Origin of the sequence: Micromonospora sp. NPDC049366 (assembly GCF_044466625.1) — a bacterium.
Lineage (GTDB): Bacteria > Actinomycetota > Actinomycetes > Mycobacteriales > Micromonosporaceae > Micromonospora.
Map to the genome: position 1 here is coordinate 1 of NZ_JBITMV010000007.1, position 14,830 is coordinate 14,830.

The 14,830-nt window shown below is 68.4% G+C and carries 8 protein-coding genes; 3 read left to right on the top strand and 5 right to left on the bottom strand.

Annotated elements, in window-relative coordinates; genetic code table 11:
* Together ACIBTV_RS12075 and ACIBTV_RS12080 are read left to right on the top strand one after the other, a co-directional pair.
* The coding region (locus ACIBTV_RS12075; RefSeq protein ID WP_396704035.1) for a transposase at window positions 1-353 on the top strand (353 nt) is incomplete at its 5' end.
* Window positions 354-358: 5 nt separating this feature from the next.
* Window positions 359-1,072: a replication-relaxation family protein gene (locus ACIBTV_RS12080; RefSeq protein ID WP_396704036.1), complete on the top strand. Its 714-nt coding sequence runs from the start codon at window positions 359-361 to the stop codon at window positions 1,070-1,072.
* Between the two features lie 81 nt (window positions 1,073-1,153).
* Here ACIBTV_RS12080 and ACIBTV_RS12085 read toward each other — a convergent pair whose 3' ends face one another.
* From ACIBTV_RS12085 to ACIBTV_RS12095, 3 genes are read right to left on the bottom strand one after another with little or no spacing between them, the layout of a single operon-like run.
* Window positions 1,154-2,383, bottom strand: a complete 1,230-nt coding sequence (locus tag ACIBTV_RS12085; RefSeq protein ID WP_396704037.1) for a protein kinase — start codon at window positions 2,381-2,383, stop codon at window positions 1,154-1,156.
* Window positions 2,384-2,434: 51 nt separating this feature from the next.
* Window positions 2,435-4,618 (bottom strand): UvrD-helicase domain-containing protein, encoded by a 2,184-nt coding sequence (locus tag ACIBTV_RS12090; RefSeq protein WP_396704038.1) that lies wholly within the window; start codon window positions 4,616-4,618, stop codon window positions 2,435-2,437.
* Entirely contained in the window at window positions 4,615-11,043 is a 6,429-nt protein-coding gene (locus tag ACIBTV_RS12095; RefSeq protein ID WP_396704039.1) for a DEAD/DEAH box helicase, read from the bottom strand. The genes ACIBTV_RS12090 and ACIBTV_RS12095 overlap by 4 nt, the downstream gene beginning before the upstream one ends.
* A 159-nt stretch (window positions 11,044-11,202) precedes the next feature.
* Here ACIBTV_RS12095 and ACIBTV_RS12100 point away from each other — a divergent pair, with 159 nt between their 5' ends.
* A complete protein-coding gene (locus tag ACIBTV_RS12100; protein ID WP_396704040.1) occupies window positions 11,203-11,757 on the top strand; it encodes a Uma2 family endonuclease in 555 nt (184 codons plus the stop codon).
* A 310-nt stretch (window positions 11,758-12,067) separates the two neighbouring features.
* Here ACIBTV_RS12100 and ACIBTV_RS12105 read toward each other — a convergent pair whose 3' ends face one another.
* Together ACIBTV_RS12105 and ACIBTV_RS12110 are read right to left on the bottom strand one after the other, a co-directional pair.
* Complete coding sequence (locus tag ACIBTV_RS12105) at window positions 12,068-14,134, bottom strand: DUF262 domain-containing protein (protein ID WP_396704041.1); 2,067 nt, start codon at window positions 14,132-14,134, stop codon at window positions 12,068-12,070.
* A 253-nt stretch (window positions 14,135-14,387) separates the two neighbouring features.
* Window positions 14,388-14,828 carry an NUDIX domain-containing protein gene (locus ACIBTV_RS12110; RefSeq protein WP_396704042.1) on the bottom strand — a complete coding sequence of 147 codons (441 nt, stop codon included), beginning with the start codon at window positions 14,826-14,828 and terminating at the stop codon, window positions 14,388-14,390.
* Window positions 14,829-14,830: the final 2 nt, after the last annotated feature.

Here is a 14,830-nt window from a genome sequence, read left to right on the forward strand (position 1 = left end):
AGCGGACCCGGGGCAGCCTGCACGGGGCGATCATGCACACGGACCACGGCGCTCAATACACCTCCCGGGCCTTCGCCGCCGAATGCCAGGCCGCCGGAGTCCGGCAGTCGATGAGCGCGGTCGGTAGCTCCGCCGACAACGCCGCTGCGGAGTCGTTCAACGCCACCTTCAAACGCGAGACCCTGCAAGGCCGCCGCGCTTTCACCGACGAGCGCGAAGCACGGCTGACCGCGTTCCGTTGGCTGCACCGCTACAACACCGTCCGACGCCACTCCCGGCTCGGACAGCAGTCACCGATCACCTACGAGAAGAGCACCCGGCCAGCGCCAGCTACGCTGGCCCCGGCCGCATAACCCCCGTGTCCAGGATCAGGGGTCAAGCCCCCCGGGCCTACGGCGGCTCCTACCCCTACCACTACGTCCTGGACCAGCTCGGCTACCACCACGTTCACGCCCAACGCGGACTTGCCGCACCCCGCCGGGACCAGGCACGCCGCCGCAAACAGTCCCTGACATCGCGGCGAGACCTGCCACATCTGCTCGGCGGCAACCAGGTCTTCATCGACCTCGCCGCTCACGCCCGCACCCACCCCCACACCAGCCTGGACCGATGGCAGCCCGCTTCGGCCTTTCACAGCCCCGGAGTGTGGTACCGGGTCGGGGACGACCCACGGATGATGTCGCGCGGGCCAACAGGACTTCCTCGCCCCGACGGGGCCGGCGTCTGGACCGGTCACGGACGGACCGTGCCGTTCTTCCTCGAGTACGACACCGGCGGAGAATGCCTCGACATCCTCGTCGAGAAGGTCGCCAAGTACGAACGGTTGTACTCGATGACTACCTGGGCTTGGCCGGTCCTGTTCCACCTACCGTCCGCGCGACGGGAGGCGAACCTGCACCGTCGCCTCGCCGCCATCGCACCCGAGGCGACCATCGCCACCACCAGCGTCGAACTCCGCGCGGTACTCGGCGCCAGTCCAGCCGAGCCGGTCTGGCAAATCCGGGGCAGCGCCAGTCGGGTCCGGCTGATCGATCTGCCGCACACCGCAGACGATCGCGACACCGCATTCTGAGCCCCGCGCCTCACGGCTTACATGGCCGTGAGGCGCGGGCCCGCTGGGCGGTCAGCCCGGGCGTACCGCCGTATCTGCTGGCTACTCGCCGAGCTCCGTCTGGCAGAGCCGAGCCTGCTCCTGGCAGTGCTGCACCACGCTCTGGTCGCCGCCTGACCGCTGCAGCAACCGGGCCAGCTCGGTGAAGTCGTCCCGGGCGGCCCGATAATCTCCCGTCAGCATTCGGAGGTTCGCCAGGTCGAGTCGGATCGCCACACCCTGCGCGGCGTGTTCCGTTGGGCTCGTAGGCGCCGACGGCAGTAGTCGTTCGAGGAGCTCGATGGCTTGGGTGAAGCGCTCCTCCTCGGCGAGCGCCTGCGCGTACTGGTGCAGTTCGGCGAGGTCGCGATCCGAGCGGTGGAGGGGCGGCTGGGGCGGTGAGGTTTGCGACCGTCCCTCGGTTCCGCCGATTCCCCGGGCCGGTGTCGTGCGCTCATCGTGCCGGAACGGCGCGAGCAGGTGCGCGACCCTTTCGGCGGTTTCCGGCCGGTCCGACGGCTGCTTACCGAGCAGGCAGAAGATCAGGTGTCCGAGGTCGTCGGGGACGTCGGGGCGGTACTCGGTAAGGATGGGGATCGGTGAGTGCATGTGCTGGCGGAGCATGTCGGGCGCGTTCCTGGCCTCGTACGGTGGCTTGCCGGTGAGCATCTCGAAGAGGATGCAGCCGAGGGCGTAGAGGTCTGCCGCGGGCCCGGTGGCGGCGCCGGAGGCTTGCTCCGGCGCGATGTAGGCGGGCGTGCCCAACGTATGCCCCGTGGCGGTGAGACGGGACTGCTCGGCTGGACCGAGCAGCGCGGCGACACCGAAGTCGAGAACCTTCACCGATCCCGATGGCGTGATCATGATGTTCTGTGGCTTGAGGTCACGGTGCACCAGCGAGGTGGCGTGCGCCGCGGCGAGCACGGAGCAGACCTGTGTGGCGATCGAGACGGCTTCCCCGACGGTCAGTTGCTCCTGCTCGGCGATGAGGTCGGCCAACGGATATCCCCTGACGAGCTGCATGACGATGTAGAGGTCGTCGCCGTGCTCACCCAGGTCATGCACGGCTGGCACACCAGGGTGCTCGAGCCCCGCGGTCAGCCGGGCCTCGCGCCGGAAACGTTTGACCGCGACCTCTCGCTCGTTCTCCGGCACCTCCCGATGCCGGAGAAACTTGACCGCGACGGGCCTGTCGAGCCGCTCGTCGTAGCCGGCCCAGACCTGCCCCATCCCTCCGCGGCCGATCGGGTACGTCAGCTCGTACCTGTCGCCGATACGATCCCGCGCCTGCACCTACAGCCTCCCCCGGTCACACGCTGACCCCTGCTGAGCAGGGGCCGGCACTCAGGCTAGCTGTCGCTGTACGAGGCGCCCGGTCAGGAAGGGGCTGGGCGTGCCGTGCCAGAAGACCGCAAGTTCGTCGCGTGCACGGGTGGCCGCGACGAAGAGCAGGGAGCGGTCCCGCTGGCGCTCGCGCTGGTACCGCTTGGGGTCGGTGTCTCGGTACCGGCTGATCATCTGTCGCGGCACCAGGCCGTCACTGACTCCGGCGATGATCATGCGCTGGTACTCAAGCCCCTTGAACCGGTGCATCGTGCCGACGTGGACGCCGTCAGGTCGCTTCGGGCCGTCCGGGCCGATCTCCACCACCGACAACCCGTCGGCCTCCAGCCGGCTGATGACGTCCGCAGCCAGGTCCTTTGTCGGCACGCAGATGGCCACCGACCCGTCGGTCGGGTTACCCCAACGGTGCAACTGATCGACGATCAGGTCCCGCTCCTGCGCCCACGTCGCCGCGCCGTGGAAGACCGGGTGACCGCCGCGCAGCAGCGACCGGTAGCCGGCCAGGTCTTCCTCGCCGCCGTCGAGGTCGTCGTACACCTCCCCGGTCATGATCTGCAAGGCATCCGCGAGGATCTGCCGGGTGGTGCGGTAGCTCAGCGTGAGCCGCGAGGACCGACCGCGGATGTTGACGCCGAGGCTGCTCAACGTGACGTGGTTGTCGTAGATGCGCTGGTGGGTGTCGCCGGTGAGGAACATGTCGTCCGGGCCCGGGGCGACCATGGCGCGCAGCATCTTCCAGTGGGCGGCGCTCAGGTCCTGCGCCTCGTCGACCACCACGTGGCGGTAGCGCGGCCGGTAGAACCCGCCGGACGACTCTCCGGCGACGTCGGAGCTGTGCGCCGTGCGGTCCATCTCCAGACGGGCGGCGCGTTGTGCCACCTGGCGCCAGGTCCAGACGCCGCGGTTGTCCAGCCAGGTGGTGAAGCGTTCGGTCAGCTGCCAGATCTGGTCTCGCTCGATCCGGGTGAGACTGCGGCCGCGGTTGGGGCGACGGGCCTTGAAGTACTCCGTCCGCGAGTTGAGCACCTGGCCGAGAATCACCTGGTTCCACTCGGCGGCGAGGAACTCCGCCTCCCAGGCGGTCTCCCCCGTCTCGATGAGGAACTCGTCCCACAGCTCAGCGACGCGGCTGTCATCGACGACGCGCCGGCTGCCGCCCGCCTTCGCCTCGGCCACCACCCTGCTGGCCAGCCGGTCGATGTTCACGATGTCGACGCGGGCCACCAGGTCCTGCCCACCGAGTGCCATCAGTCGGGTGCGGAGATCAGCGGCGAGGTTCCGGTTGAAGGTGGTGAGCAGGATCGGCTTGTCCACCCCCGGCGGCAACTGCCGGGCAAGGTGCGCCACCCGGTGCAGGGCGACAATGGTCTTGCCGGTGCCCGGTCCGCCACCGACCCGGGCCGGTCCGTTGTAACGGCGCTCGACCAGCTTGCGCTGGGTGGGGTGCAGGAAGATCTGCCACCGCTCGAAGGCTTCGCCGAGCATCGCCTGCAGGGCCTCGTCGTCGGAGGTCACCTGGGTGGCGGGCCGCTCGACGGCGGCCTCGAAGTCCTCGAGATCGACCGGGTCGTCGGCGCGGACCGGGTCGGTGACCTGCCGGAGCACGTCGTCGTACGGGGTGCCGTCGAAGAGCGCGAAGAGCACGTCGGTGGTGAGCTGCGGTGCCCGGTCGAGCAGTTCCAGCAGCTCGACCTCGGTGGTCAGGTCCCGGATCTGCGGCAGCAACGGCTCGGAGACGCCGAGCTCCAGCAGTTGGGCGTCGGTGTACGCCTGGAACAGCGGCTTCTGCGCGGGCTCCGGCTCGACATCCGGCGGTATAACCCGGCCGATGATGCTGTCGCCGACGGGCGCCATGTCGATGACCTCGATGCCGCCGGTGACCCGGTTGATGCGGTACGCGTACCGGGTGAGGTCGTCATACACCTCACCGCGGTGCTTGACTGCGACGAGCAGGTAGTCGCCGCCGGTGATGTGCAGCAGCAGGGCGCGGTAGTCCTTGTTGACCCGGGCGGACATGAGCCGGGAGTCGCTGTTGAGCGCCTTCAGGTTGAGCCCGGGGTTGTCCGGGTTCTGCCGGAACTTGTGCATGAACTCGTAGACCGCACCGATGTCGGCGCGGCTGAGCTTCATGACCTCCTTGTCGGCGCGGGCCAGCATCCGCAGGGTTGTTGCTCCGGTGCTCATCGACGTTCTCCCCCGCTCGTCGCCTTGATTCTGGCCGCCAACTCGTCAGCCGACCATTCCCGAGCGGTACGGGCGTGCCAGCCCGCCTGCGCGTACGCCCTGTCGCGGTCTTCGGTCTCCGGGTCGTCGGAGGGGCCGGTGAGCACGATGGCGATCCGTCGCTCGGGCCAGGCCAGTTCGGCCTGCCAGCCCTGATCACCCAGCTCGTAGCCGACGACCGGTGCGGGCACGTCCTGCCGGGCCAGCTGCTGGACCAGCTGTTCCAGGGTGTTCTCGTCCGGGTCCAGGTAGCGCAGAATGTCCCGCCACGGTGATTCCTCGGCGAGGGTTTCGGGTTCGGCGCTCACCGGCTGCGCCGCGACGCCGAGCCACGTTGCCGTCTCCTCGTCCAGTGGCAGCGCACGCTGGGCGAGCACGAGCCCGGTGCCTTCGGTGACCGCCATCGAGGCCGGTTCGAAGACATCGAGGGTGGAGACGGCGAGTTGGCCGGCGTCACCGCCGCCACAGCCGAGGAACTGGATGACGTTGCCCCAGGCCAGCCACGCGGCCCAGCGGTCCTTGTGGCCTGCCCCAGCCACGGCGGCCGGTAGGTCGTCGAGGACGGCCAGCGCCGACCACGTCGGCAGGGGCTTGCTGCGCCCGTCGACGACGACGGTCAGCGGGCAGTCGGCGTTGTCCCGGGCCCGCGCGATCATGATGTGGCGGGCGTTCGGCTCGGGAAGCGGCTCTCCGCGCAGTGCGGCCAACAGCCGCTGCGCCACGCCGCCGGAGTCGGTGGCCGTGTTGTCCCGGGCCTGCTTGAGCAGGCCCGCCAGGGTCGCTTCGGCCCGTCGCTGCCATCGGGTCAGATCGGGGTCTGCCAGGAAGCGCATCAACTGCTCGATCGGGTTGACCCACACGGTCGCCTCGAGCTCGTCCGGGTCGGCGCCGGGAAGGAACGTGCGGTAGTTCTCCCGGGCGGCCTGCCTGCTGACGCCGCCGTACGGGGTCCACCGTCCCTGCCCGTCGGTGCTGCCCCAGGTTTTGACGTCGTCCCAGGTGGCGGCGAAGACGAGGTAGCCGTGCGCGCGCAGTCGGGCGCGCTTCTCCGCGTCGTCCGCGAGCCGGTTGTACTGGGAGGAGGCGTGGTATTTGAAGCCGTCGAGGTAGACGGCCACCTCGGGCGATGGCGCGTCGAGGCGCCTGAAGTGGACGTCGGGGCGCGTGCCGCGAACGGTGTTCTGCAGCTTCATCTGCCAGTGGGTGATGCTCTGACCGTTGTCGCGGATGAACCTCAGGTCGGCGATCCGGGCGCCGTCGTGGTCGGTGCGGCGGTCGATGCGCAGGCCCGAGTCGGGTGTCTCGCCGAGTGCGAGGAGCTTGGTGAGGAACCGCATCTCCAGCTCGCTCTCCACCTGGTGGATCAGCGAGATCTCGTCCGTTCGGGTGCCCTCCTCGACGTCCCAGCTGTCGAGGAGCTTGTCCAGCATGCCCAGCGCCTCATCACGGCTCATCAGGGCGAAGTGCTCGTTGCTGGCGTAGCGCAAGAGACAGCGGTGGCACACCGCCCTGCCTTCGTGTCGGCAGACGCAGTCGGCGATCCGCTGCCGGGCCAGCTCCAGGATCGCGCGGAACTCCTCGGGCTTGGCGAGGCGGTGCAGATAGCCGGTGCCCTGCGGCTGGGTGTCGAAGACGACCACGAAGTTGCGCGTCCCGTCGCTCTGCCCGTCCGGCATGGTGGCCGACTCGACCTGCAGGTGCGCGGGATCGCCGCCGTACTGGGCGGCGATACCGAGACGGATGGCGGCGGCGAACGACACGACGCGCTCCTGCACGACGGCGGTCGCCGCGGGGATGAGGATGCGCAGCGCCTCGGTCTGCAACTCGTGGGCCAGGATCAGGTCCACGTGGGTGTCCGGCGCGGCCGGTGAGCGGCGGTACGGGCACCAGGGGCGGTGGTGCTCGGCGCCCTGCACGACGGTCGAACCGGAGGCCTGCGCGGCGAGGTGTTGGCTCATCGCGGGCGCGCCGTCGACGGTGGTCCCACCGCAGGAGGTGCAGGTGTGGAACCGGTTGATGCGCACCTCGTCGCCGGCGAAGAGCTCCGCTGCCCGGTCGTAGCGCTGGGCGCCGAGGTTGAAGTGGCGGATCATCGCGTGCCGGCTGTAGTCGACGCCGAAGGTGTCGTGCGCATGCCGCCACGAGGAATCGACCTTGGCCGGGTCGATGTCGACCGCGATGGTGGTGGCGTAGAAGCGCCGGTCCCGGTCGTCGCTGTCGTCGCGGATGCGGGCGTCGTCGCGCTTGTCGCGGCTGAGCACCCGAGTCGGTTGCAGGACGTGGAACAGCCGCCCGTGATCGGCGATGCCCGGATCCGCACAGCGCGGGCACGGGCTGGTGTCCTCCTTGGCCAGGTGGGTGCGCACGTAGCCGCACTGGGCGCAGACACGCCACTGCTCGTAGGCCGGACGGTCCGCGGGGCCGACGTCGAGCCCCGAGATCTCATGTTTGTAGCCCCGCACGTAGTAGCTGTTGCCGGGGGCGATCTCAACCAGCGCCTGACGGGCGGGGCGGGCGTACTCGCGCAGCTCGCTGTGGAACCGGCGGTCGCCGTCGGTCTTGTCCTCCCAGGTCAGGGTGGCTTCCAGGTCGGTACGCGTGTCGATGAGCGCGTAGTTCGGCAGCAGGCCGAACTCGACGAGGGTGCCGTGCGCGGCGGCCGCGCTGACCTCCCGCAGCCGGCGACGGACCGCGCCCTCCTCGGCCTTCAACATTTTGATCTCGCGCGCGTGGTCGGGGTCGCTGGGCACCAGCGTGCCGCGGGCGGTGGCGAGTTCCTGGAGTCGGCGACGCAGGTCGGCCAGCCGGGCTTCCCAAATCTCGTCGGCTTCCTTGACCCGGTGGACGATGCCGTCCACCGCGAACTCACGCAGCTGGTCGGCGGCGGCCCGCAGGACCTTGTCGCCGAAGAGGATCAGAAAGTCCTCCACCAGCCGGGCGCCGTCGCGACGGCCCGCTTCGGCGAGGCCGGTCAGCCAACCGCTCGCACCGAACAGCACGTGCGCCCGCCGTGGCATCGGCAGCACTCCGGCGAGGCGGCCGCGAGCGGCCAGGTCGATCAGGTGGGCGAGGTACTGACGGCGCAGGATCTCCACGGCGGAGAGGAAACAGCCGGGGGGAACGATCTGACCGGCGATCATGTCGCGCGGATCGGCCAGGTAGTAGCGGTCCCGTTCGGTCCTCCCGACCAGGGTCAGCACCAGTGCGTTGCCGCTCTTGCGGCCGGCACGGCCGGCCCGCTGCACGTAGTTGGCCGGGCCGTGCGGCAGGGACGCCAGCACCACCGCCGAGAGGGCGCCGATGTCGATGCCCATCTCCAGGGTGGGTGTGCAGGAGAGCACGTTCGGGTCGGTGTAGCGCTCGCCGTCGCGGAACTGCTTCTCCACGGTTTCGCGCTGGGCCCGGGTGAGCATGCCGGTGTGTTCGCCGGTGACCACTCGAAAGACCGGGCTGTCCAGGTAGAGCCGCCGGTAGTAGTCGTCGGCGGCGGTGTCGTCCTGGGCGGCCTGGAGCCGACCTCGGCAGCGGTACTGCCGGCAGGGCTGACCGACCCAGTCGGCCACCCGGTCGGGGTGCTCGGTCTGCTGCCAGTGGCAGGTGTCGCAGCCGACCCCGGCCGCCGCGGCGGCCACGTCGTCGAGGCGGGTCACCCGCAGGTGACCGGGCATCAGCCCGTACACCGTGTTGCCGTCGTCGGTGTCGCCGACGGCGACCACGTCGGCGGCAGCGAGGGCCGGCAGCAGCCGGCTGAGGTAGCCAGCGGCGTCGCCGGGGTCGAGGCCGAGGCAGCGCGACGTCCAGTCCTGGTACCAGTTGCCACGCGCGGTGATCACGTCGAACTCCGAGCGGGCCTTCGGCGCCGCGAGCAGGAACGCGGGCGCGGACAGACCCCTCGGGAACGCGGGCATGCCGGCGGGGCGACCGCCCCAGACCTGCCATCGGGTGCCGCCGCGCTTCAGGTAGGGCACAAGCCACTCGTGGTACACCGCGCCGCGGGTGCGCAGCCGTTCCAGCAGACCCCGCAGGAAGGCGAGGTAGCGGGCCTCGTCCGGCGGCGTCCCGCCGATCTGGCCTGGGCCGGTGAGGTGCACGTCCCGGCAGATCGCGGCGGCTCGCGCCGGATCGCCGAGGGCGACCTCGACGGCGACGCTGCGGGTCAGCTCCAGGGTGCGGCCCTGGCGGGAGCGCAGCCCGGTCTCCATCACGGTGGCGAAGACGAGCCGTTCGCTGATCAGCTCCCAGGTCTCCCGGCTGCCGGTGTGCTCACCGGCGAGCAGGCTGTCGACACCGGGCTGGTCGTGCAGGTCCGGCGGTACGACGGTGGAGAGGATCTCCGGCTTGGCTGCCTCCTCAATCATTTTGACGAAGAGGTCGTCGAGCCCGATCGACTCACCGGCGGTCAGCCGGCCGGCGAGCAGGGAGCGCAGGGAGAACGAGTAGGACCGGTTGGCGACGAAACCGGCCCGGTGGGCGGCGTCCTGGACCGAGTCGTTGAACAGCAGCGTCTTCTTCTCGGCCTCGTCGAGCTCACCGCCGGTGAAGAGTTGGGTGATCGCCACCGAGGCGAGGGTGGCCAGGCCGGCGCCGAGGAAGCGGATGCCGTGGTCCAGCTCGCAGGAGGGGCAGCGATCCTTCTCGGCGCCGTCGATGTCGAGAACGTCGCCGAGCACGACGATCGCGTCGTCGGTGGGCTCCCGGTCGCGCTGCTCGTCGAAGGGGCGCACCCGACGGCCGTACTCCAGGACCAGCAGCCCCCGGGAGCGCTGGCGTACCTCGTCCTCGGTCGCGGCGATCAGCGCGCGGACCCGACGCTTGTCCCGACCGACGCTGGCCCGGTAGATCTTGTCCGGGTCGGTCTCCAGCTCCTGCGGGTCCTTCTCCGGCGACAGCGCCATCCAGCCGGAGCGGCCGCAGTGCCGGCAGTAGATCGCCGGCAACCGGGGGTAGCGGTTGTCGGCAACGACCACGTCCGCGTCGGTGGCGTACGGGTCCAGCTCGCGCGGCGCTTCGCCGTACCAGCCGAAGGCAGCCTGGTGCGAGGTGCCGCGCAGCAGGCGGGAGACGGCGCGTACCCACAGGTGGGTCTCGATGTTGAGCAGCGGGCGGCCGGGAGCATCCGGGTTCTGCGCGACCGAGAGCAGACCGACGAACCGGGTGAGGGCCCTGGCGGTGATCTCAGGCGGCGTCTTCATCACGCTGCCCCAGCCGGTGGCGTTCTTGCGCGGCAGCACGTCAATGATCTCGTCGAGGGTGCACGGGCGCGCCTGGAGCGAGTCGAGCACCGCCTTCGTCAACGGGTGCTGGCGCAGCAGCTCGCCGAGGCGGGTCGGGTCATCGAGGCAGCGCTCGCCGACGACCAGCTCGGCGACCTCGGCCATCATCAGCTCAGGGTTGCGGTCGTCGACCGCGGCAAGCTGCTCCGGACTGGGCAGCGGCAGGCTGAAGTCCTGGCGGGCGACGAACTCGCCGGCCTCGTAGCGGTCCTCCCCCACCAGCGAGTCGGCGTCGAAGGCGACGCCGAAGACCTGCTCGGCGACCTCACGGATCGCGGTACGACCGTCGCGGCCGCCGCCCTCACCGAGCGTGGCGGAGGTGGCGACGGGGCAGATCGGCCCGAGTGGCCGCTCCGGCTCGTCGAGGTCGAGCGCGGCGGCGAGCCGACGCAGCAGCATCGCCACGTCGGTGCCCTGCGCGCCGTCGTAGGTGTGGAACTCGTCGAGCACTACATACGCCGGCTCGGCGCCCTCCCAGAGCGGCAGGTCGTCGGCGCGCTGGAGCAGCAGGTCCAACATCTTGTAGTTGGTGATCAAGATGTCCGGCGGGGTGCGGCGCATCTCCGAGCGCTTGGTGAACACGTGCGCGTACTCGATGGCGGCGACGTCGCCGATGTAGAGACCGGCGGTGACCTGGCTGAGCGCCGGGTCGGCGAGCAGCTCATTGATGCGCTGGGTCTGGTCGGTCGCCAGGGCGTTCATCGGGTAGAGCAGGATCGCCTTGATCCCGGTTCTGCCCTGCTGCTTCTGCCGCCGGCAGTGGTCCAGCACCGGGATCAGGAACGACTCGGTCTTGCCCGAGCCGGTGCCGGTGGTGATCAGGGTCGGCTCGGCCGCCTTGCCCTTCGTCGACAACCGGGCGAACGCGTTCGCCTGGTGCAGGTAGGGGGTGAAGGAGGTCGGTGCCCAGTCCAGGTGCGCCCGCCAATCCCCTTCCGCCGGGCGGAAGGGGGTGCGAATCCGCAGGTACGGGCCGCGGAAGATGCCCTGCTCCGGGTGGGAGAGGAAGCCCTCCAGGCCGTGGCGGACGCCGTCCTCGGTCAGACCGAAGGTGGTGGTCAGGTACTGGGTGAGGGTCCGACGCAGGGTGTCGGCGGCGATGGTCGGCCTCATGAGCGGATCACTGCCGAATGCTACTGCACCCTCTACCAGCGCAGGGTCGACCGACAAGGCATGATCAGACAGCGAGTCGGCCTAGCGACACCCTCCGTAGCGGCGAACGGTCGCTCGCCGCAGCAGGATGCTGGCCTGCAGAGCCGGTAGGATGCGCAAATGGGCTCAGAGGCGGTTGGCAGGTACATGCCCCCTGTCGTGACGCTCGATGACCTCACCGCGATGATGGCCGAAGACGAGAACCACGGGTATGAGATCAGCCCCGAGGGAGTCGTCTCGATTCTGCCACCGCCGGGATATGCCCACGCGATCATCGCGAGCCGGCTCCTAGTGTGGCTCGCCCAGGGCGGTGTCCCGGGGGACAGGGTCGCCCAGGCGGTCGGGCTCCGCATCCCCGGTCGGGACGGCGGCGTTGGTGGACGCATCCCGGACCTGGTCGTGTGGAGCAAGGCTCAGGCAGACGGCGTCTGGCTGCCGGTCGCCGACGTGCTCCTCGTGATCGAGATCGTCTCGCCCGGCTCCGAGGGCGTCGACACGGTGATAAAGCGCAATGAATACGCCGCGGCAGGCATCCCCCAGTACTGGGTAGTCGACCGAGATACGGCGCAGACCGTCACCCTGCACCGCCTGAACGGCGGTGAGTACGTCGCCCGCGCGACCCTGCCGCTCGCCTGGGTCCTCAACACCGGCCTGGAGGAACACGACCTCGGCTGAGGGCGCTTAAACATCTCCTTCGTAATATTCACTGTCAGCGATGGCTACTGAATCCGTCTCGGGATTCTTTGGCTCACTGGATGCCCTTCCCGGGGGCGGAGCAACGTTCGGCGTCCTGAGCACTCGCACCCAGCGCGCCGAGACCGGACGAGCTCGCCAGCCATGAGACGGCACAGGCTGACCGCATCAGGAACGACCAGCTCGCCGACCCACGGAAGTGATTAGCAATCGCGGCCCAAGTCCGGCGGCGGGACGACAGCGAGTTGCGTCTAACCGTCGGTCGTGAGAGAGCACGCCATTCCGCGCGACTTCAGGCTCGGTTCTCCTCGTCCCTGTCGTCGCTGGTGTCTAGGCCAACCTCTCGCGCTAATTCGCTGGCGGTCATCCGTTGATCCGCTGCCGCGCGGCCGGCATGGTCGAAGCGCACACCTTCAGCTTCCAAGACGACCTTTGGATCGTCACGGCGTTGCGGGTCGGGCCAGCGGAAGTCAGCGGAGATCGCGCCGTCGATCTTCAGCACCCGGTGGGCGTTCGGGACCTGGACGCTGGCAAGTCGGCCGGCGACGGCACGATGGAACACGCCCACGACCTCCGCAATGTCCGAATAACTGGTCCAGCGACCAGCCGGAATACTGGCGAGCGCCTGGTTCATCAGTGACCAGCGAGGGCTGGGCGGGGTGGCCGCGGCTGATTCGTCGGGCCCCGGCCAGATGGCGAGGATCCGGTCGGCGAGGGCTCGGCCACGCGCAAGGATCTCCGCGCGACCCCAGCGCGGCGCATCAGCGATTTCACGGTTCATCGCCAAGCCACTGTCACGGAGAATCTTCTTCTTCGCCTCGAAGTTGTCGTTAGCCAGCTTGGGGTTGTAGGCGGTCAGGCTGAGATTTCCAAGGGTGTGCACCAGGGAGCTGTGCAGCTCCTCGACAGTCTCGTCGTTCTCCAGGTCGGGGTGAAGCATCTCCCGCCAGTCGTCCGTTAGAGACTGCGGCAGCACGTGTTCGATAGTGACCTTCGCGGTGTCGAAGTTGATGGGTTCCTTGTGCTCGAGGTCCTCCTCGATACAGCGCAGCACGTAGCTGCGCTGCGGGCCCCGACCCAGCCAGTAAAAGCTGTTAACCAACACGGCCTCCCGGATGTACTGGTCGGTGGGGAACTTCTTCCTCACCCCGGAAAGCGCTCGAGTAATCGCCTTGGCCGACGGGAGCTGCTCGCCCAGATCCTTGACAAGTGACATCAGGACCCGATTGGTGTTGGCGCTTGCGATGCCGGCGATCATGCGACGGACAAGGTAGCTCTCAACGACACGCAATGCATCAGCTGTCTCGGTGGAGCTGAGGCGACCGGCCTCATGTGCCAGGAGGACATGAAGTGCGATGGGGTGAACTACCGCCGCGCCCCAGCGGTCAAGTCGGTCCAACGCGCGCCGCAGGATTGGATCACTCACCTCGCTCGGCACCAAAATCATACGGAGCAATCGAGCCTTGTGATGGAGGTCAATGATCCACTCTTCGATCGCACTCTCGCCGGACAGTTGGCCGAGTCGCTGCTGCTGAGACTGGTAGATCGCCTCCTGAGTGGCACGATCGTCACCACGGAGCACGAGATCCAACCAGACCAGGTCTTCAAGCTGCTTGTCGGTGAGCAGTTCCTGAAGCGGCAGCCAGTGCCGTTCGTAGACGTGATCACCACGAGCAGGCAGGCGCATAAATAGGTAGTTCCGCAGCAGGTCCGCCTGGGTGAGCGGCTGGCCGGTGTAGTTAAGAGACTCGAAGATCCGGTGGACGTTGTCATCCGGATGCGCGGCGATCTCCACCAAACTCAGCCGTGCCGCCACCGCCTGCTCGATCCGGATGAGATCATGGTCGTCGTCTGGGTCATCGGCTTGCACGAGCGCAGCTCGAAAGAAGCGATATGCCTCTCCGATGCGGTCTTCACCGCCAGCACCCGGATCCCGTTCCACAAGCGCCAGCCAGGCCGCTCGGTCTGCCTTGGTGGGCAGCAGCGTGTACCGCTCCATTCCCGACGCGTACTTGTTGAACAGATACATATCGTCGATCTTGGCGGCCAGTTGCGCATCCGACTCATAGACGTGATCGCGAATCGCGCACAGGAGGATACTCAAGGTAGTCAGCCGCTGCTGGCCATCCACCACCAGCCAACTCTGCACGCCGGTTGGCGTATTGGCCGGACTGGGCGCCAGCACTACCGAGCCGAGGAAGTGCGTGGTGTTGTCGCCCACCTCCGTCACCCGCATCACATCGGCCCACACCTGCGCAAGGTCTCGACGCTTCCAGCTGTAGCGGCGCTGGTAGAGGGGAACGACGTACTGCTTCTCGCCCTGCAGCAGGTTACGGACGGTCGTCTCATTCGCCTTCAACTGTTCTCCCCCGGGGCCGGCACGGCGATGCAGTTCAACGATGCGGGCGCGAGCCGTGTACATACTGCTACCGCCCGGCTGCAAACGATGTCAACCGATCGAACAGAGGTGTCTACACCTTCCGCAGTAGAAGCGTCCGATGTGGATGATTTGCTGCGATGTTCCTGTTCGCGTGCGCTTGGAGGCCGTCGCACCTTTCCCGATCCATTGGCAACACCAGTACTCAAGCGGCAAATCCGCCCAGACCGGCCCGCTACGACAGCTGGCGCTCGCGCCATCGCTGGATGGTCCGCTTGTAGGGCTCGGGCATGTGCAGCCGAGGCACCTCGTCGTATGTGAACACGCCGAGTTCCTTGTGCTCGGAGGAGTAGACGAGTTGCTCGTCGCCGACGTAGGTGGCCCCGAAGCTCACGATGAACACGTGCCGGACCGGGGTAATCACGTAGACCCAGGAGTCGATGATGTCGACCTCGGTGATGGTCAATCCGAGCTCTTCGGCGACTTCCCGGCAGACGCCGTCCTCGGGAGTCTCACCCACCTCGAGCTTGCCGCCGGGCAACTCCCACTCGTCACGCTCGTTGCGCAGTAGCGGCACTCGACCGTGGTGATCGATCACGAGCTTGACCGAGATCGGCAGCTGGTACTCGAAGTACCCCGGATTTCTCTCCACCAGGTACGGCGGTCGCTCGGTCATAC

What these genes read in the sequence shown, in the direction of transcription:
- ACIBTV_RS12090 (WP_396704038.1), bottom strand. Translation starts at nt 4,618, where the DNA reads ATGAGCACCGGAGCAACAACCCTGCGGATGCTGGCCCGCGCCGACAAG.
- ACIBTV_RS12095 (WP_396704039.1), bottom strand. Translation starts at nt 11,043, where the DNA reads ATGAGGCCGACCATCGCCGCCGACACCCTGCGTCGGACCCTCACCCAG.
- ACIBTV_RS12100 (WP_396704040.1), top strand. Translation starts at nt 11,203, where the DNA reads ATGGGCTCAGAGGCGGTTGGCAGGTACATGCCCCCTGTCGTGACGCTC.
- ACIBTV_RS12110 (WP_396704042.1), bottom strand. Translation starts at nt 14,828, where the DNA reads ATGACCGAGCGACCGCCGTACCTGGTGGAGAGAAATCCGGGGTACTTC.